General features: G+C 40.4%; 12 protein-coding genes. 2 read left to right on the top strand and 10 right to left on the bottom strand.

Annotated features, from left to right (window positions below; all coding sequences use genetic code 11):
* Positions 1–62: 62 nt before the first annotated feature.
* From R2Q80_RS12665 to surE, 8 genes are all read right to left on the bottom strand, one after another.
* On the bottom strand, positions 63–938 hold the full coding sequence (locus tag R2Q80_RS12665; protein ID WP_316799957.1) for an ROK family protein: 876 nt from the start codon (positions 936–938) through the stop codon (positions 63–65).
* Positions 939–1,008: 70 nt separating this feature from the next.
* Positions 1,009–3,276: a GH92 family glycosyl hydrolase gene (locus R2Q80_RS12660; protein WP_316799956.1), complete on the bottom strand. Its 2,268-nt coding sequence runs from the start codon at positions 3,274–3,276 to the stop codon at positions 1,009–1,011.
* A 361-nt stretch (positions 3,277–3,637) separates the two neighbouring features.
* On the bottom strand, positions 3,638–4,642 hold the full coding sequence (locus tag R2Q80_RS12655) for a LacI family DNA-binding transcriptional regulator (RefSeq protein ID WP_316799955.1): 1,005 nt from the start codon (positions 4,640–4,642) through the stop codon (positions 3,638–3,640).
* A gap of 187 nt (positions 4,643–4,829) precedes the next feature.
* A complete protein-coding gene (locus R2Q80_RS12650; protein ID WP_316799954.1) occupies positions 4,830–6,500 on the bottom strand; it encodes a RagB/SusD family nutrient uptake outer membrane protein in 1,671 nt (556 codons plus the stop codon).
* Between the two features lie 10 nt (positions 6,501–6,510).
* Entirely contained in the window at positions 6,511–9,690 is a 3,180-nt protein-coding gene (locus tag R2Q80_RS12645; protein ID WP_316799953.1) for a SusC/RagA family TonB-linked outer membrane protein, read from the bottom strand.
* Between the two features lie 184 nt (positions 9,691–9,874).
* Entirely contained in the window at positions 9,875–10,984 is a 1,110-nt protein-coding gene (gene lpxB / locus R2Q80_RS12640) for a lipid-A-disaccharide synthase (protein ID WP_316799952.1), read from the bottom strand.
* A gap of 57 nt (positions 10,985–11,041) precedes the next feature.
* Positions 11,042–11,314, bottom strand: coding sequence for a stationary phase survival protein SurE (locus R2Q80_RS12635; protein WP_316799951.1), 273 nt, complete (start codon positions 11,312–11,314; stop codon positions 11,042–11,044).
* A 3-nt stretch (positions 11,315–11,317) separates the two neighbouring features.
* Complete coding sequence (surE, locus tag R2Q80_RS12630) at positions 11,318–12,160, bottom strand: 5'/3'-nucleotidase SurE (protein ID WP_316799950.1); 843 nt, start codon at positions 12,158–12,160, stop codon at positions 11,318–11,320.
* Positions 12,161–12,597: 437 nt separating this feature from the next.
* Here surE and R2Q80_RS12625 point away from each other — a divergent pair, with 437 nt between their 5' ends.
* On the top strand, positions 12,598–15,531 hold the full coding sequence (locus tag R2Q80_RS12625; protein ID WP_316799949.1) for a M16 family metallopeptidase: 2,934 nt from the start codon (positions 12,598–12,600) through the stop codon (positions 15,529–15,531).
* 151 nt (positions 15,532–15,682) lie between these two features.
* Here the strand turns inward: R2Q80_RS12625 and R2Q80_RS12620 are convergent, their stop codons facing one another.
* Positions 15,683–16,732, bottom strand: coding sequence for a glycoside hydrolase family 130 protein (locus R2Q80_RS12620; RefSeq protein ID WP_316799948.1), 1,050 nt, complete (start codon positions 16,730–16,732; stop codon positions 15,683–15,685).
* Positions 16,733–16,791: 59 nt separating this feature from the next.
* Positions 16,792–16,977, bottom strand: a complete 186-nt coding sequence (locus tag R2Q80_RS12615; protein WP_047798712.1) for a CsbD family protein — start codon at positions 16,975–16,977, stop codon at positions 16,792–16,794.
* Between the two features lie 197 nt (positions 16,978–17,174).
* Between R2Q80_RS12615 and R2Q80_RS12610 the strand changes: the two genes are divergently transcribed.
* The gene (locus R2Q80_RS12610) at positions 17,175–20,267 is read left to right on the top strand and encodes a TonB-dependent receptor (protein ID WP_316799946.1); all 3,093 of its coding nucleotides are present in this window, start codon (positions 17,175–17,177) and stop codon (positions 20,265–20,267) included.
* The last annotated feature ends 9 nt before the right edge of the window (positions 20,268–20,276 follow it).

Raw genomic sequence — 20,276 nt, 5'->3', positions numbered from 1 at the left:
TTTTTGATAAAAAAAGGCGATGTTGCTTCTACATCGCCGTATTTAATGTTTTAAGGGAAATTTTACCCGGCATTTTCATCGCAGCAACTTGCCGCGCCGATTAAAGCAGCATTTTCTTTGAGTTCGGAGATCTTGATATCTGCATCTATTTGATTTCCTTTTAGTGTTGCAGTTAATTCCGGAGCAAAGGCACTAAAAGATTGCGCAATGTTTCCGCCTATAATTACGGTATCAATTTTATGTTTATTGATCACCGGAATTAAGAATTGTGCAAGGTTGTAGCCAAACTCCATAAATACGCGTGTTGCAGCATGATCGCTTTCTACTATAGCAACCAGTTCTTTTACACCATCGACTTCGTTACCCGTAAGCTGCTTATATCGCTTTACGAACCATCGAGTAGACAGGTAATCCTCTGCGATGCCATCCAAAAAAGGAGAGCACCACAAGTCGGCATCAATGGCTTTACCATCGATGCATAACGAAGATCCTAAACCAGTACCCAGGGTTAATCCTAAGACGTTGGCATTACCTTTGGCAGCTCCCGCGTATACTTCACCTTGCAGAAATCCTGCGGCGTCATTTATAAAATGAATATGATCAGCAGGAATATCCAGTCTTAAGGCCAGTTCCTGCTTGACATTTATGCTGTAAAGGGATTTAAATTTATCCTGATCCTTAATTAAGGAAATGCCTTCCTCATAATTAAAAGGGCCTGGCATGGCTATACCGACATACCTGGAACCATTTGTAATGTTTTTGAAAGCCTTTTCGATAATATCGCACCATGCAGATAAAATGACTTCTTTTTTCTCCTGTGAATTCACAGGGCTACGTTTAATGGAATCGTTAACTAATGTACGTGTTTCTAAATCCACTAATGCGGCTGTAATGTGTGAACCGCCAATATCTACACCTAATGCAACAGGTTTTTCCATTGTATATCTTTATTTCTTAAATTAATTCTCGTGTTTTTCAACAAAATTGGCCAAAAGTAGTAAAACGTTTTTATAAACTGAGAGAAAACGGTTTATCTTCGTCCAATATCCCTCTTTTTAACGAAGGTTTAACATCCATTTGTAGTTTTAATACACCACCATTTAGCAAATCTGTATGGTTGAGAAAGTTTTTACTGTACGGCTTTCCATTTAGTGTGGCAGACTTAATATAAACATGGGAAGCATCATTAGCAGGGGCTTCAATTACGAATTTTTTTCCATTTTCAAGGTTTATTGTCGTTTTCCTGAAAACGGGACTTCCAAAGACATACTCACCGGTTCCAGGTGTTACACTATAGAAACCTAATGCACTTAATACATACCAGGAAGATGTTTGGCCCTGATCTTCATCACCGGGGTAACCATTCTCGGAGGCATCATATAATTTTTTCATCACCTCCCGTGCATGAAACTGCGATTTCCATGGCTCTTTGGCATAGTTATACAAATAAACCATGTGCTGAATAGGTTGGTTTCCATGTGCGTACTGACCCATATTGGCCATTACCATTTCCGTCATTTCGTGGATCATGCCTCCATAGGAACCTACATTAACTTTATTTGGCTCGCTAAATACCGAGTCTAATTTGGCATTAAAGTTTTTTTCACCTCCCATAAGGTTGATTAAACCTTTTGTGTCGTGGAATACCGACCATTGCCAATGCCAGGCGTTGCCTTCAGTAAAAGGACCGCCCCATTCTGTGGGATCGAATTTTGGTGTCCAGTTGCCCTGCACATCTTTTCCTCTCATAAAACGGGTATCAGTGTCATACACATTTTTGTAGTTATACATCGGCTTTTCGAAAACTTCCATATAATGTTTATTCCCGGTCATTTGGGCCAGGTGGTAGGCGCAGTAATCGTCGTAAGCATATTCGAGTGTTTTGGCGGTAGCTTCGCGGTATTTTGGATATGGAACATATCCGAACTGGTTGTATTCTTTTACCCCGTCTCTTCCATTAGCAGGGCCCCAGGGACCTTTGTTCATGGCTTCGTGGTAATAAGCGTCAAGTGCTTTCTGCGGATCAAAAGTTCTGATACCCTTTGCCCAGGCATCAGCCAGCAGTGAAATGGCATGGTTTCCAATCATACTTCCTGCTTCGCTAGGGAAAGACCACGAGGGAAGCCAACCACATTGTTCCTGAGCAGCAAGCAGGGCCTGCATATAGCGTCCGTGCATTTCTGGTTGTACTAAAGTATTTAAAGGGAACTGAGCACGGAATGTATCCCAGAAACCAGTATCCGTAAACATGTAGCCTTCATGTACTTTCCCATCATAAGGACTGAAATAATAAGGTTGTCCGGCTTCGTTTAATTCATAAAACTTTCTTGAAAACAAGCTGGCACGGAAAAAGCATGAATAAAATGTTTCCATGTCCGCTTTAGTTCCACCTTCAACTTCAATTTTCCCTAAGGACTTATTCCATACTGCAGCAGCATTTGCTTTGGTTTGTTCCAGTGTTTTATCAGCACCTAGTTCTCGTTTTAAATTGAGCTCAGCCTGTTGAAGGCTGATGTAAGATGATGCAGTTTTAGCCTGAACTTTTACCCCATCGGCGAACTGAACAAATGCTCCTTTTCCAAGTCCTTCAGCAGAAAGTGAATCTGCAAAAACTGTGTTATTTTTATTTTCCCAGGTTCCGAAAGCTTTAATAGGCTGATCAAACTGCACAACAAAATAACTTTTCCAGCCATTTCTAAAACCTTCGCCATTATTTACCCAGCCTGTAATCTTATTTTCCTTTGGAAATATTTTTACCCCACTCAAGCGCGTATAGCCATCGAGGACCAGAAAGCTTCTTCTTCCTTTAGGATAAGAGAAGCGTAAATGCGCACCTCTTTCTGAGGGGGAGATTTCGGTTGTAATTTCGTTTTCGAAAGTAACCTTATAGTAATTGGGCTTTGCAATTTCATCCTGATGACTAAACTTCTCTTCGCGTTTATTTTCATCCACAACCAGTTCGTCGATAACAGGCATTAATGAGAACACTGCATAATCCCTGGTCCAGGAACTACATTGATGTGCCTGCTGGAAGCCTCTGATTTTGTCTTTAAAATACTGGTATTTCCAGCCATCACCATTTCTACCCGTTTGTGGTGTCCAGGTGTGCATACCGAATGGCAGAGCCGTTGTGGGATAAGTATTTCCCCGTGTGAGTTCATGTTTTGAATTGGTGCCTTGTAAAGTGTTTACATAGCTGACCCAGTCTTTTTGCTGCGCGAAAGAGCCTATGGCAGCCAGAAAAAACAGCATGGATAAAATTAGTTTAGGTTTCATTTGGTTCGTTTGTGTTTATTGATTCAATGATGTGCTAACCCTACATCATATTGAAAGTTTCTTAAAATCAGACCTTACCTGCACAGGTAGAAAAAGCAAGCAAGGCTGATTTATATTTGCCATTAAGCACAACCAGGCTAAGTATGAAAAAGCAGGTCATGGTTTATATCTGGTTCACTTCAAATCTAAAATCGATTTACCGGGGAGTGGAGTGCATTATACTGATCTGATGTCCAGGCTGCACTCTTGACTAACTGATTTATTAACGAACCAGCTAAAAGTAAAACGTTTTACCTTTCAATATTAGAAAATAAAAGAAGCATATTTATATGCCGGGTTGTAATTTTTTTATTACAGATGTTTAATCCCTGATAATGAGTTTTGCAGGAATAATGATTTGCTGATCTTCCAGTTTGGTTTTGGAGGATAATTGTTTAAGAATTAGTCTGATAACATTTTCTGCGATTTCCTCTAAAGGTTGCTGAACGGTTGAGATACCTGGCGTATGCAATTCAAAGGCTTCATGGTCGTCATAGGCAATCACGGCAAAGTCTTCACCTATTTTTTTGTTGATCTTCTTTAATACTTTTAAACCACTGATGGCTAAATAATTGGTCGCAAACAGCACTGCATCGATCCTTTTATTATTGAGCAGCTTTTTGATTTGTTCGATGGTTTCATCCTCTTCCTGATTGAAATGTATTTTTAGAACAAGTTCATCGTTGTATGGAATGTTATGGTCTTCGAGGGCCTTTCTATATCCGTCGTAACGTTCGGTAATTTGCGGAACATTGATATCGGTGGTAACCAGTGCTATATTTTTCTTCCCCTGACTGATAAAACTTTCTATCGATTGATAAGAGGCGTTGAAATGATCGGCACCAACATAACTTGTACTAATCTCGGGCAGGTTCCTGTCGAAAAGGATAACGGGATTCCCATCGTTGATCAGCATCTGAATATCTTCCTCAATTCCTTTTATGGGAGAAATGATGTAAGCATCCACTTTACGCGATTTGAACATGTTGATGAGTTCCTTTGCTTTATCAACGCTGTTCTCGGTGCTGGAGTAAATGATTTTGTACCCCTTCTTATAGGCCTTATCTTCTATCAAACGTGCGATACGGGAGAAGAAAGAATTTGAGATGTCTTCGATGATCAGGCCGATAATATTAGAGTTACCGGTGCGTAAACTACGTGCAATCTGATTGGGTTTATAGCCGCTTTCCTCAATTATTTTCTGCACTTTATCAATTACAGCTTCGCTTATTGATTTTTCTTTGGCTTTACCATTTATAATAAATGAAACAGTAGTAATTGATACGTTTGCTTTAGTAGCAATATCTTTTATGGAAAGCGATTTCATTTGGCTTAAGTTCTATTTGGTAGTTTAAACTCAAAGCTAAATAAAAAATACAGCTTTGGAATTTTAACAGGTTATAAAAACGCAATTTAGCATTTTTTATATTAATCGTTTTATAAACGGTTATACTTGAAGGATTTCAATTTGGTTTTAACTAGAAAGGGCGCCTTGCGGCGCCCTTTTGTAAGGATTAATATCCTGGGTTTTGGGTGAGTTTTGAGTTTAAATCACGTTGTTGCTGAGGGATGGGAAACAATGTGCGGGTTGCGGTAGATGGTGAGTGATCCCACCATGTTCCGGTTGCGAATTTACCGAACCTGATTAGGTCGTCTCTGCGAAACCCTTCAAAGATGAATTCTCTTCCACGCTCTGCCAGTAAACTATCTAAAGTTAGCGTTGCAGTGGTGTAAGCATGGCTTGGCCATGTTGCTGTAGTGTAAGCACGCTGTTTGCAAGTATTAATTAATGTTACTGCTTCTGCTGTAGCTACACCACCATTTTTACGCATGATGGCTTCCGCTTTAGCGAAGTAAATCCAGGTCAGCCGATATATATTCCAGTCTGTATTATTATAGTTTGGATCTGGCTGTACCGCTGTTGTGTCGGTACCGTTTACAATAAATCCGGCAATGGAATTACCCAGTCTGTATTTATTGAACCTTACGCCACTGTTTTCTTCTCCCTCACTCATGTTACTGGTTGTAGAACCAGTAACGTTTTTGCGAATGTTGTCTACAAACACGAGCGGCTTGCCAGCATATTCTACTGTACCTTCTACCGGAACTTTAGGGTTTGAAAATTTATACTGTGGACCAATTAACAACCATTCTTTTTTCCTCAAATCGTCATTATCATAGGTATCATAGACGCCTGGAATTACCACAACGCCATCGTTACCATTTCTTCCGCCACCATAGATATCTCTTTGAGCGAAGTGAAAGAAATCGGCTGCAAAGCCTGGTTCAAAGTTTGCTCTTTTGTAATCGTATGCAATGGAGAAAATAACTTCTTTTGATAAGTCGTTGGTATTTTTGAACTGATCCAGAATATTAGGATCTAAAGCCATTGCCCCGTTTTGTCCACCGCCCTGATTTTTAATCAGCATATCGGCAGCGGCGATACAGTCATCCCATCTTGGTGTGCCTGTCCACGCTTCAGCATTTAAGTATAGTTCGACCAACATGGCGTAACCACCTGCCTGGCTCATCCTTCCCAGCATCGCTCTTGAGAGTTTAGGTGTTTTTTCAATATTTTCTTTGATTTCTTTTTCAATAAAATCAAAAACCTGTTTTCTGGTTGAGGTTGCCGGATATTCGCTCGTTGGCACACTACCGGTGGGTACGGTGAGGCTTATTGGAATGTTACCAAACAAATCCATCAATTTAAGATAGTGGAATGCCCGTAGCAGTTTAAGTTCGGCGATGTATGAATCTTTTTCGGCCTGTGTAATTCCCATATCAGCAATACTTCTGCCTTCCAGATTTTGTATGGGACTGTTGCAGAGACCCATACCCCAATACATGAGATTCCAGGCATTGTTATAACCAGACTCATCGACTGTCCAGGTGTGGTAGTGCAATCTCTTCCACTGACCGCCATCTTCTCCGTGAGGACCTTTTGTTGGCCAGGCCAGCTGATCTGCAGATAATTCGGCCATGCGCCACCATCCATTTTGTCCTGCCGGAGCCACCCACGCATTGGCGTGGGTATATGGGCGTAACACTGCAGAAAGCACTTCGTTTTTATTGGTATAGAATACGTCAGCCGGAATCTGATCGTAGGCATTTTCATCCAGTTTCGTACAGGCGAAGCTGAGTACTGAAAACATGATTAATGCGATATATTTTAAATTACTTTTCATGATAATAAGTTTAGAAGCCAAGATTTAAACCGAAAAGAAAGGATCTGGTACTTGGGTAGGCATTTCTGTTATCCACACCCGGGCCTAAGCCAGAATCCAGTACGAAATCAGGATCATTACCGGTATAACCTGTAAGTGTGATCAAATTCTGACCAGTAGCATATACCCTTAGATTTCTGATCAGCTTAGTTTTTAATTTGAAGTTATAGCCGATTGTGATTTCATCAATCTTCAGATTTGTTCCATCTTCAAGATAGTAATCGGAGTACATGTAAGTATCGTTGATCTGGCTGTTCTTTTCGAAGGCTGTACGCAAATAGTTACTTCCCTTTATGGAAGGATTTCCATAAGAGAGTTCAGTTGTATTTAGGATATCGTAATCAAACTTACCTCTGATAAACATTCTAAAGTCCCAATTTTTATAAGAGAGATTAGCAGTAAAAGATGCGTAATATTTAGGAATAGCATTACCAATTCTGGCTAAATCGGTCACGTTCGGATCTTTGGAATTGTTGATTTTGTCGTTACGGACAGCTTCTCCGTTCCGGTTAAAAAACAACCATTTTCCTTCGGCGTCAAAACCTGCGAAACGTTTACCCCAGAATTCGCCAAGCGGTGAACCTTCGTAAGTTGTGATGGCATCCCCAAGATCACCTGAACCGCCAATTCCACCAAAAGTTTTGTATTTCACATCGAAGATATCATTTGAGTAGCTCACCAGTTTATTACTTAATGTACTACCGGTAAAGTCCATGCTAAAGGTTAGATCTTTAGTTTTGATTGCTTCATAACTTAGCGCCAGCTCGATACCCTTAGATGAAATGGTACCTACGTTGGCATAAATATTGGCAAGAACGTAAGGCGGCTGTGGTGTAGTGTAAAGATCCAGCAGGTCTTTAGTGGTACGATCGAAAACATCCAGCGCTCCCTTTAATTTGCTATTAAACAACGTAAAATCTGCTCCGATATTTAACTCGCGTTTGCTTTCCCATTTCAGATCGGGGTTAACGTTGGTAGTTGGCCCATAGGTTTCTCTGTAAGCACCGTCAGGGTAAATGTACCTGCCGCCGCCTCCTAATACTACTCTTGACGCATTGTTAGAGAAGCCAGAGTTACCTGTTACTCCATAACCTGCACGAAGTTTAAGGTAGTTCACCCATTTTACATTTTTCATGAAATTCTCATCAGAGATGTTCCATCCTGCGGAAACCGCTGGAAAGTTTCCCCATTTATTATTCACACCGAAGCGTGAGGATCCTTCCCGTCTTAAGATTAATTGAAGCAGATACTTGTTATCGAATGCATAATTAATTCTTCCAAAGAAAGCGATCAAGGTGTTATCATTTTTGAAACTTGTGGCGGTTGCCCTACCATCTGTTAAAGCAACACCTGTAGTTAAATTATCTTCATGAAACTGATCATTGATAAAACCACGGTTACTCGCAGACTGGCCTTCTTCTACGTTATAACGATAACTATATCCGGCTACTGCAGCGAGTGAGTGTTTTTCTTTAATTACCGTGTTGTATTGCAAGGTTGGCTCGAAGGCAAATGCCTGAGAAAGGAAATTTCCTTTGCTGGCGTAACCGCCACCGGGATAATCGGAATCTTCTACTGATCGTTCAGAGAAGATGGATGCCCAGGCTCCATCAGTATAGCTATCTCTCTGTACCGATCCAAACACAGATCCTTTAAGTCCTTTAAAAAGATCTATATCTGCCTTGATATCTGCGGAACTGGTTTGCTGTTGTCTTTTACTTCTTTCCTGCTGAAGGCGTGCATATTGATTTGTACTTTGGTTATCGAAATAAAAGGTCCCATTAGGGTTATATATCCTTTTGGTAGGATTTTTCACCAATTCTTCTTCCCATCCGCTACCGCCAAGTGTGTTGGCATTGTTGAAATTGGAAGCCAGGTTCATCTGCACATTCAGCTTGTCATTAAATCCTTTCTGATTTACATTTAACCTTACAGTGTATTCTTTGCGCCCGTTTTCCAGACCAATACCCTGTAGATCACGGTAGTTCAAACTTGCTCTGTAGTTTGTATTGTTTGATCCTCCTGAAAGGGATAAGTTGTGATTTTGAGATAGATTGTCTTTATTGATCAAGCTACCGTATAAATCTTCGTTTCCTCCGTAATCCGGGGCATCGATAAGCTTAGCTGCGATCTTTTGTCTGAATTCATCAGCTGTTAAGAAATCCAGTCTGTTCTGGATATATTCCTTTCTGAAATATGTTGAGTAGTTGAACTGAGGCGCGCCTGGTTTGCCTTTTTTGGTTGTAATTAAAATAACCCCTGCATTAGCACTTGTACCATAGATGGCAGCACCTGAACCGTCTTTCAGTACATCGACAGAAAGAATGTCGTCCTGTTGCAGAAGATCAGGGTTACCACCTGGAATACCATCTATCACAAATAAAGGGCTTGAGCTTCCGGTTACGGTTACTGCCCCCCTTAATTGAACGTTGACACCAGAATTTGGATTGGAACCACTCGTTCGGGTTAAGTTAAGTCCGGCAACCTTTCCCTGAATCAGATCGAGTGGATTTCGTGCACCACTTTGTCGGAACTGGGCCGTATCTACGTGGGCAACCGATGACGTCACCTCCTTCGTTTTGAGGGTACCGTACCCTACTACCACTACATCATTAAGATTCTGAGCACCGGAAGGCACCAGACTAACGGTTAATGGCGCTGCACCATTTCCGGCGGGAACTGATTTAGACTGATAACCGATGTAACTGAATACCAGGACATCTGTTGGTGCTGAAACCGCAATGCTAAACTTACCGTTTTCCTGCGTTACTGTACCACCGGTTTTACCCTGGATTTTAATACCGACACCGGGAAGGCCGAGTTTTTGTTCGTCGACTACCGTACCGGTTATTGTTTTCTGGCCGGCGGCTGCAGTAGGCGCCGCCGGAGTTGCCGTTGCTGGCGTAGCAGCCGGAGCTGGTGTTGTTGAAGTTGCCGGGCTTGCGCCACCTAAAGGGTTAACCGGAACTTTGACAGAATCGGCAGGTTTGGCAACCGGTGTTTTTTTTGTTGTGTCTCGCTTAGTCGTGTCTTGCTGAAAATAATAGAGGCTGTAATTGTTTTTATTGCTCTTTAATTTTGCAAACAACTGGGGGCTTGAAATTAGGATCAGGCATAGGATACCTGACAACCTGGGTAGAATGTTTTTCATTGGCACTCACTCGTTTAGTTTATAATTAGTTACATTTTGCGGCCAACGAGGCAATAATTAAAAGGACGTAATCATTTAATTAGGCGCGACCGGTATTCCCGCAAAACGATTTAGTAACGCCCTAAAGGCATTATTGTTTTAAAAAAAATTAGATCGTACCTAAAATGTTACGCAATTAGAAAAGCTATTTTGACTGGGTATATTTAAAAATCAAGCGGGCAGTTTTTTCAGAGGCACCTGGATTTCCCATGCGATTGAGGAGTGTTTTATATTCGGCAAGCATTTGAGTTCTGCCATTACCGTTTGTGATCAGACTGAGTTCATGAGATAATTTCTGCGTATTACAATCTTCCTGAATAAGCTCGGTTACTATCTTTTTATCGACAATGAGATTGACGAGCGAAATGAATCTGATTTTTACCAGCAATCTGGCGATGGCGATGGAAATGGTGCCACCTTTATACACCACCACCTGAGGAACTTCGAACAGTGCTGTTTCCAGGGTAGCGGTTCCGGAAGCAACTATGGCGGCATGTGCGACGTGCAACAAATTATAGGTGCTGCTGAACAATAGTTTTACGTTTTTATTGCCAATATATTGCTGATAGTAGGTTTCGGTAAATGTAGGTGCAGCCGCAATCGCGAAAGTATATTCGGGAAACTGCTCTGTGACGGTTAACATGACAGGGAGGAGCCTTTCAATTTCCTGCTTTCTGCTTCCAGGAAGCAGGGCAATGATTTTCTGATTACCGAGCTGATGGTTTTCACGAAATTGCGGATCAGGAGTAAACTGGGCAATTTCATCAAGTAACGGATTACCCACATAATCGACATGCATTCCCCATTCTTTATAAAAATCTACTTCAAAGGGTAGAATACAAAACATGTGGTCGACTACACGCTTTATTTTGAGCACTCTTTTCTGGTTCCAGGCCCAAACCTTGGGTGAGATATAGTAACAAACCTTTATACCGTTTGCCTTCGCAAATTCGGCTATCTTTAAGTTGAAACCGGGGAAATCGATTAATATTAAAACATCGGGTTTCCAGGAAAGAATATCATCCTTAGCTGTTTTAAGATTTTTAAAGATTGTTCTTAAGTTGAGTACGACTTCTGTAAAGCCCATAAAGGCCATATCTGCATAATGCTTCACCAGCTCACCATCTTCAGCTTTCATTTTATCTCCTCCGAAATAACGAAATACGGGCTGATCGTCCTGTTTCTTCAGGGCTTTCATTAAGTTGGCGCCGTGTAAATCGCCGGATGCTTCGCCAGCTATCAGGTAGTATTTCATATGAGAATTAAGATGTGAGTGATGAGATATGAGAATGTAGCTATTGGTTTGCGGATTTTAGAAAACTTTATAAGCAAAGAATATAAAAGCACACAGAAAGGTTGCAGCCAGTATACCCCTTCCGATATTTTCTTTGTTGTATCCAAAAAAGTATTGCATGGTGTAAGCATTTGGAGCAATCCCTCCAATGTATAATAAATCAGCTTTACGCAAGGCGCTTACATGATGAATAACATAATAAGCGAGTGAGCATAATATTAAAGGAATAATTAGCCCGATTCCTAATCCCCACCATACTGAATTATCCAGTTTTCTTATTCTATCATTCATGTGTTAACCGAGGTTTAATCCATCTGGTGCTGCAATTTTATTTACAGCGGTTTTCTTTTTCGAAGGATTGACACCAAAATCCCAGCTGTTTAAGGTTTGAATGGCATGATGCGCTGTGAGGTCGAATTGAACCGGTACGATGGAGACATAGTTATTTTCGAGGGCCCAGACATCCGTATCCTGTCCGTTATCAAAGTTTTCGAACACTCCGGTTAACCAATAATATGGGCGTTTATAAGGATCAGTACGTTCTTCGAATTCTTCCATCCATTTGGCGTTGGCCTGGCGGCAGATTTTAATGCCCTTCAATTTATCACCTTTGGGAAAATTAACGTTGAGCAATGTCCCTTCAGGTAGTCCGTTGGCCAGCACCTGTTCGCAAATACTTTTGATGTATTTTTTGGTATGGCTGAAATTCGCATCTGCGGCAAAGTCATCCATAGAAAAGCCTACCGAGGGAATTTTCTCAATGGCACCTTCCACCGCAGCAGACATGGTGCCTGAGTATAATACATTAATGGAATTGTTTAAGCCATGGTTAATTCCAGATACACACAAATCGGGCTTTTTACCTTTGAATATTTTATTTACACCTAGTTTTACACAGTCTACAGGCGTTCCGCTGCATTTATACATTTCCACGCCATCATATAAATCGACTTTATCGAAACGGATAGGTTTCCCTATTGTGATGGCATGCCCCATTCCGCTTTGTGGGCTATCTGGGGCTACTACTACCACGTTTCCTATTTCCTGCATCACCTCCATCAGGTTTTTAATGCCTGTAGCGGTTATACCATCATCATTTACAACCAGGATATTGGGTTTTGTATTCTGCTTTGTCATGCTGGTAAAAATACAGATTATTTTACTAATAGTGCCTGCGGAAAGTTTCCAGATCATTTTGATGTTTAACTAAAATGATGTAAATTAGAAATTGCCAAAAGGGATTCTGTTCCTACCTCTGATTCAGGAGACCGACCTGATGTAATGTTACTCTGCAAGCCTTTTAAATGAATCATTTTTTACACGAGTGCGGACTTACTGTGTACTAGCAGTGTTGTTGAGGGCAGGGAAGCCTGGCTAAGGGGTAGCTAAGAAGGCCATCAAACTGTGCTATGCACCGGGCTATTTTTCTGTAATCTGTTTGATATTCTCAAAAGCATTTCATTAGATAAGTTAAAGGCTATATATTTGGATAATTAACTTATTTACAGGAAACCGGCACGGATGAGGCCGCTTATCTGAATTCTAACTCATTACCATAAACCAAAATCATTTCAATGAAAATCAAACTATTTACATTGGCTTGTTTTCTCATTACCGGGTCTTTAGCGCAGGCACAAAGTACCCATCAGTGGAAAACGGGAACATCAGGGGGTTACACTTATAAGTATGTAACTAATGACCCTACCAAAACACGTTTTTACACGTTGAAAAATGGATTAACTGTTATTCTATCACAGAATAACAAGGAGCCAAACATCACCTACAAAATGGCTGTAAGGGCAGGAAGTAATACTGACCCAAGAACGAACACCGGTTTGGCCCATTATTTAGAACACCTTTTATTTAAAGGAACGGATAAATTCGGAACTTTAAATTATGCAAAGGAGAAACCTCTTCTGGATAAGATTGAAGCTCTTTATGAAACTTATAACAAAACAACCGATCCGGCGAAGCGGAAAGAAATTTACGCGCAGATAGATAAAACCTCGGGTGAAGCTTCGAACTTTTCTATCGCAAATGAGTACGATAAAATGATGAAGGCTATCGGTAGCGGATCGACCAATGCCCACACTTCGGTTGAGGAAACGGTTTACGAGGAAGACCTTCCATCAAATGCTATCGACAAGTTCCTGGCTGTTCAGGCAGAGCGTTTCCGCGCACCTGTATTCCGTATTTTCCACACGGAGTTGGAGGCTGTATATGAAGAAAAAAACATCGGTATGGATAACGATGGCCGCAAAATGTATGAAAAAATGTTGTATGCATTATTTCCAACCCACAACTATGGACAACAAACGACCATCGGTACCATTGAGCATTTAAAAAATCCATCATTAGTTGAAATCAGAAAATATTATAACAAATATTATGTACCTAATAATATGGCCCTGATCATGTCGGGTGATATTAATTATGATGCTTTGATTAAAAAGATTGATAAGGATTTCGCATACATGGTTTCGAAGCCATTAGCACTTTACAATCCGGCTCCGGAAAAGCCGCTAACTCAAATCCAGAAAGTTGATATTTACGGACCAAGTGCTGAAAACTTGTATGTAGCATACAGGGGTTTTGCACAGAATACCCACCAGAGTTTATTACTGGATTTAATCGGAAGTATTCTGGCGAATGGCAAAGCAGGTTTAATGGACATCAACATCAATAAGCAACAAAAGATGTTAAGGGCAAGTGCGGGTTACAACCAGATGAAGGATTATGGCGTTTTTATCCTATCAGGTTCGCCTAAAGCCGGACAAAGTCTGGAAGAGGCACAAAAGATTATGCTGGAGCAAGTCGATTTGCTTAAAAAAGGTGAGTTTGATGAGAGTCTGATCAAAGCTACTGTTGCCAATATCAAGCTTGCGGAACTGCAGGCTTACGACAATAATGATGTTCGTGCTGATGCCACGATGAATGCCTTTATTCAAAACCGTGGAACCGAGTGGGATAAAATGTTATCCTCTACCGATAATATGGCGAAAGTAACTAAAAAAGAAATCGTTGACTTCGCCAATAAATTCTTTGTTGATGATTACGTTGTACTACTTAAACACAAGGGTGAAGATAAAAGCATTTTAAAGGTCGAAAAACCGACCATCACTGCGGTTAAAACAAACGCTAACGAGGTTTCTCCTTTTACCAAGACCATCATCGATGCCAAGGTAGCGCCAATTGCGCCTAAGTTTTTAGATTATACTAAAGATCTTCAGTTTGGGAAGGCAGCAATTGCAGATGTTATTGCGGTGCAAAATACGGAGAACGCTATTTTCCGTATGGGATATCGTTTTGATATGGGATCATATAATTATAAGCTTTTACCCTATGCAGCGCAGTATTTATCTTTCTTGAGTACGGATAAATATTCGGCGGAAGACATTAGCAAAGCCTTTTATAACCTTGCTTGTAGCTATAATATTAATGTAGGAACGGATTTAACTACGGTTTCATTGAGTGGTTTGCAGGAGAATTTTGATAAGGCAGTCGCTTTATTGGAAGATGTATTGGCCAATTGTAAACCGAATGAAAAGGCTCTGGAAGATTTAAAAGGCCGTTTATTAAAGACACGGGAAAACGCTAAGCTGAATAAATCTTCGATCCTGGGCGGCTTAATGAGTTATGCTCAATATGGAAAAGATAATCCATTCAATTATGGAATTACTAATGATGAGATCAAAAACATGAAATCATCTGATCTGATTTATCTTTTACACAATTTAACGAACTACAAACACACTATTACTTATTTCGGTCCAAAAACACTGACTGCTTTTTCGGCTGATATTGTAAAAGCACACCCACTTGGAAAAGAATTTACAGATGCTGCTCCAATGAAGAAGTTTGTTTACACGAAAACTGATTCAAACAAAGTTTACTTTGCAGACTATGATATGGTTCAGGCAGAGATTCGCTGGGTACGTAACGGCGGATTGTATGATCCGGCAAATGCTGCCAAGATTGCTTTGTTCAATAATTATTTTGGTGGTGGTATGGGTTCTATAGTATTCCAGACTATCCGTGAATCGAAGGCGTTGGCTTATTCTACTTTCGCCGTTTATTCTTCTCCAAACAGTAAGGAAAAAGAGAACACAGTTGTTGCCTACGTTGGTACTCAGGCTGACAAAATGAATGAGGCGGTAGCCGGGATGAATGAGTTATTAAATGTATTACCTGAATCGGACAAGTCGTTTGCCCTTTCTAAAGGTAATTCACTTAATGGCATTGAAACGAGCCGCATTACTAAAGACGGAATTATATACACTTATTTAGCTGATAAGAAATTAGGGTTTGACCACGATTCGAGAGCTGATGAGTATGCAAATCTGAAACCATTAACTTTCGCTGATGTGAAGTCATTCCACGATACGAATCTTTCTAAAAAGCCATACAACTATTGTATTGTTGCTTCTGAGAAGAAAATCAGTATGGATGATTTAGCAAAATTCGGTCCGGTTAAAAAATTGAGTTTAACTGAGATTTTTGGTTACTAATTCACGGTTAAAGCAAAAAGCTGAAAGCGGTTCCCGGAAACGGGGACCGTTTTTTTTTGACCAGTGCAGAAAGCTATTTTTTATTTTCACACCTTAGAAACCTCAGGACACCTGAGGAAGGTATTCTATGGGCTAAGGCTGGAAGATAAATTTACAGCCAGACGAGGGCTGATATGATTTCGCTAATTGAGAAACTTGCGCCACACACAAACTCGTCAGCAGCCCCGTAGTAGATGATTAACTGATCTCCATCTACGATGTGACCATTGGTGAATACGACTTCTCCGAAAAAACCATTTATTTCATAGTCTTCGGTGGGAATCATGATCGGGCCGTCAGTTTGTGCAATTACCTTAGCCGGGTTGTGAAGATCTAATAAAATTGCGCCGAGCCCGTATTGGTGGTTTGCATTAGCGCCATGGTAAATTTCGAGCCAGCCCTGATCGGTTTTAATGGGAGCTGCTCCTGCCCCTACCCTTTCGCTGTCCCATTTACCTTTTCTGGTTTTTAAAACCAATTTATGATTTCCCCAATGTACGCCATCAGGAGACTCTGCTAACCAAATGTAGTTTCCACCAAGCGCGACACTACTTGGCCGATGAAGCGCGTAATATTTATCATTGATGGTTTCTTGGAAAATTGCGCAATCTTTATTGTGAGGGGGGATAATCATTCCATGTTTCACAAAAGTCTTCCAGTCTTTAGTGGTCCTCATTCCTACCCCAACCCCGTATGCAGAAACGGCAGTGAAGGTAAGATAGTAGGTATCATCAATTTGTGCCACCCGACAATCCTCTACTCCAAAAGTTTCATTTGGTCCTTCACCTATTAGCATTGGAAAGCCTTCAGGCTGGTAAAAACTGACACCATCGTCGCTACACACCAGGCGAAGATGGGATAATGTTGTAAGATAATCCTTATGCTTATAATTTATTATTCGTGGATCAGTTGTGACGAGGTCGGGATCATTTTCATTTATGGATATGATTTTCATTCCATCTGTGTCCAATATGGGAAAGGAAATAATGCCCTCTTGCTGTACAGGCCTTTCGGCGACCCGGATGAGCATCCAGATTTTTCCCTCAAAACTAAAAACGCCCGGATTCAGCAGGCAGACGATTTCGAGACCGGGGTGGCCTGGCATTAAATCTGCCGGTTTTAATATTGGATTTCCCTTGAAACGACGGGCTAAATCTTTCATATTCACGGTAATAAAAAAACAGACAATCGAATTGATTGTCTGTCTTTAAAGTGTTGTATTTATAAGGAGTTGATCCATTTTACCAATTCATCTCTGCCTTTTCCGGTCTTTTGCTGAAGTCTTCCCAACAACTCATCATCCTGACCTTCTTCGTGTTTTAAATCGTCATCTGTTAAATCAGCATAAGCCTGTTTAACCTTTCCTTTTAACTCGTTCCACTTTCCTTTTATTTCTAATTTGTCCATGATCTGATTATTAAAATTTATAATTAATAAATGTCAGTATTTAACAAGGCTTGACTGTTTTTTGTTTTGCAATTCTGCCGTTGAATCAAAAAAACAGCACGAAGGCAAAGTTTTTTGTATATCGTGGTTTCTTTTCATTAAATTATGTAAATGGCTTTTGAACAGGCCCGTAATTGTTAACTAAAACCTATAATTTGATGAAAAAACTACTACTCAGTATGATTTTTTCTTTCGCACTGATTTCATTTGCTTTCGCGCAGAGCAAGGTAATTAGTGGGAAAGTTACCTCTGGCACTTCGGGACCAGTTCCCGGTGTGAGCGTTTACGTAAAAGGCCTGCCTGCAAACGGCACCCAAACGGATGCAACTGGAAGCTATAAGCTGAACGTGCCGGAAGATGCGAAAACGCTTGTTTTTAGCTTTATCGGGTATAAGACTCTGGAAGTACCAATTACCGGAACGGCAGTTAATGCTAATTTACAGGAAGATAGTAATACATTATCGGATGTTGTTGTGGTGGGGTATGGGACGCAAATTAAACGAGACGTTACTGGTTCAGTAGCCTCTGTAAAATCAAAAGATCTGGAAAACCTACCAGTAACAAGTTTTGAACAAGCTTTGCAGGGAAAGGCCGCAGGGGTCCAGATTTCTGCACAAAATGGTAAACTGGGTCAGGGTATAACTGTGAGAGTTCGGGGTGCTGCTTCGGTTACAGCCGGAAGTGAGCCTCTTTACATTGTGGACGGGATTCCGATTACGTCAGGAGATTTATCTAGTACGAGCGCACCTACCAGCGCATTGGCGGATTTAAATACCAATGATATTGAATCTATCGAAGTATTGAAAGACGCATCTGCATCAGCTATCTATGGTGCCCGAGCATCAAATGGTGTTGTGATTATTACAACAAAACAAGGTAAGATTGGTAAAACACTTATTCAGTTTAATGCTTTAGGTGGAATTAGTACCCCATCAAATCACAGAGAATTTTTAAATGCAGAGCAGTATGTCCAGTTGATGAGAAGAGCTGGTGTTGGAGCAGCAAAACAAGACTTCGCTAATGGTGATTACGCTACCTTAGCAGATGCACTCAGTGATTATTCTGATCTGATTGAAAGCAGAATGAACAGATACTCGGCCGGAAATGACGATTATCAAACCTATAAAGTGAATACAAACTGGGAAGCTGAAGCCTTCCAGAACAATCCTGTTACCCAGCAATATGATTTGAATTTAACAGGGGGCAATGAAAAAACCAAGTTTTATATTGGTGGCCAGGCATTGGATCAACAAGGTATTGTTGTTGGAAACAGCTACAAACGTTATAGTGGAAGATTAAATTTGACCAATAAGGTGACTGACTTTTTAGAAGTTGGGGTAAATCTGAATTTTTCAAATAGTATTAATAACAGACTTTCGAACGATAATGCCTTTTCATCGCCATTGCAAGCGGTTGCATTATCCCCGATTACGCCATTTATTGATCCCAGATCGGGTTTAATCAGCGGAACCTTACCTGGTGCAGCATCCAATTATCCTGTGTATTATAATCCATTTATTGGAATAGAAAATGCAGCATATAAGGCTACAGTTTATCGGACGATTGGAAAAGCATTTGCAAATATCAACATTGCAAAGGGACTAAAATTCAGCACTGATTTTTCTATTGACAACTTAAATCAAAATGAAGAGAGTTACTACGGATCTTTGACATTTAGAAATACAGGAACATCAAATGGGGATGGACAAAACATTTCGACATTTGTTATTAATGCGAATACTAATAATTTTTTTAGCTATAGTACAAGCCAAGGCAAAAGCAGTTTTGACGCCATACTTGGAACGAGTTATCAAAAATCGACAACCAAATATAGTACTATAGAAGGTCAGGATTTTCCAAGTGATGCCTATATCAAACTGGGATCAGCAGCTACCAAAGTAGTGGCTAGTAGTAACGAGAGTGCTTTTAGCTTCCTTTCCTATTTTGCCAGGGCAAATTACAAATACAACGATCGATACTTAGTTGGCTTCAGTGTAAGAGCTGATGGGTCTTCAAGGTTTGGAGCTAATAACCGATATGGTTATTTTCCGGCAGGGTCATTGGCATGGATTGCATCTGAAGAGAGTTTCCTTAAAAACGTAGAAACCATTAGCCTTTTAAAAATCAGGGCAAGTTATGGTTTAACAGGGAATGCTGAAATTGGAAATTACTCCGCACGTGGATTATTCAGTGGAACAGGTGCATATGGAGGTCTCGCTGGACAGATACCGTCGAGAATTGCAAATCCCGATTTGACATGGGAAAAGACAAAGCAACTGGACCTAGGGTTAGATTTCGGAATTTTAAAAAATCGGATATCAGGAACTTTTGACTTCTATCAAAAAAACACTACAGATTTATTGCTAGATGTTCCCATTCCTGAAACGACAGGATTTTCTACGATCACTCAAAATTTAGGAACCTTGAAAAACACAGGTTTCGAGTTAGGAATTAATACTGAAAACTTTATTGGTACTTTAAAATGGTCTACTGGTATTACTGCAGCTATTAACAATAATAAAATTACGAATTTGGGCGGCCAGGTATTAAATAGCAACGAGATCAATGCAGCAATAGCCGGACAGCCAATAGGCGTTTTCTATCTTCCAGAATATGCAGGTGTTAATCCTGCAAATGGGGATGCGCTTTACTATCTGAATACAATCAATGAATTTGGTAATATCAATAGGGGCACCACAAATGACATTAATGAAGCGCAGCGTATATTTGCAGGGAATCCTAATCCGAAATATACATTTGGATTAAATAATACCTTTTCCTATCAGAACTTTGACCTGGCCATATTCTTTCAGGGCGTATCAGGAAACAAAATTTTTAATGCCGGAGGGCAATACATGAGTGCAAACGGTTCAAATGGATATGATAACCAGACTGCAGATCAAATGAGTTACTGGGATAAACCTGGTGATATAACAGACGTACCTGAACCAAGGTTGTTTTATGGTAACGGAGTAGGCAACTCCACCAGATACCTATCAGATGGATCGTATCTCAGACTTAAAACTGTAACCTTGGGTTATACCTTTCCTACAGCAGTGTTGAGCAAACTTAAATTAAGTAAGTTGAGATTATATGCGACTGCTCAGAATCTCGCGACTATTACCGGTTATAAAGGTTGGGATCCCGAAGTCAATGCAGATTATCAATCAACAAATATTAATCAAGGAGTTGATTTTTATTCTGCCCCACAACCCCGTGTAATTTCATTTGGTATCAATATAGGACTATAATTTAAAGAA

Origin of the sequence: Pedobacter frigidisoli (assembly GCF_032678525.1) — a bacterium.
GTDB lineage: Bacteria > Bacteroidota > Bacteroidia > Sphingobacteriales > Sphingobacteriaceae > Pedobacter > Pedobacter frigidisoli_A.
Note: the sequence above shows the minus strand (reverse complement) of the source record. Positions and strands in the feature narration are given on the sequence as shown.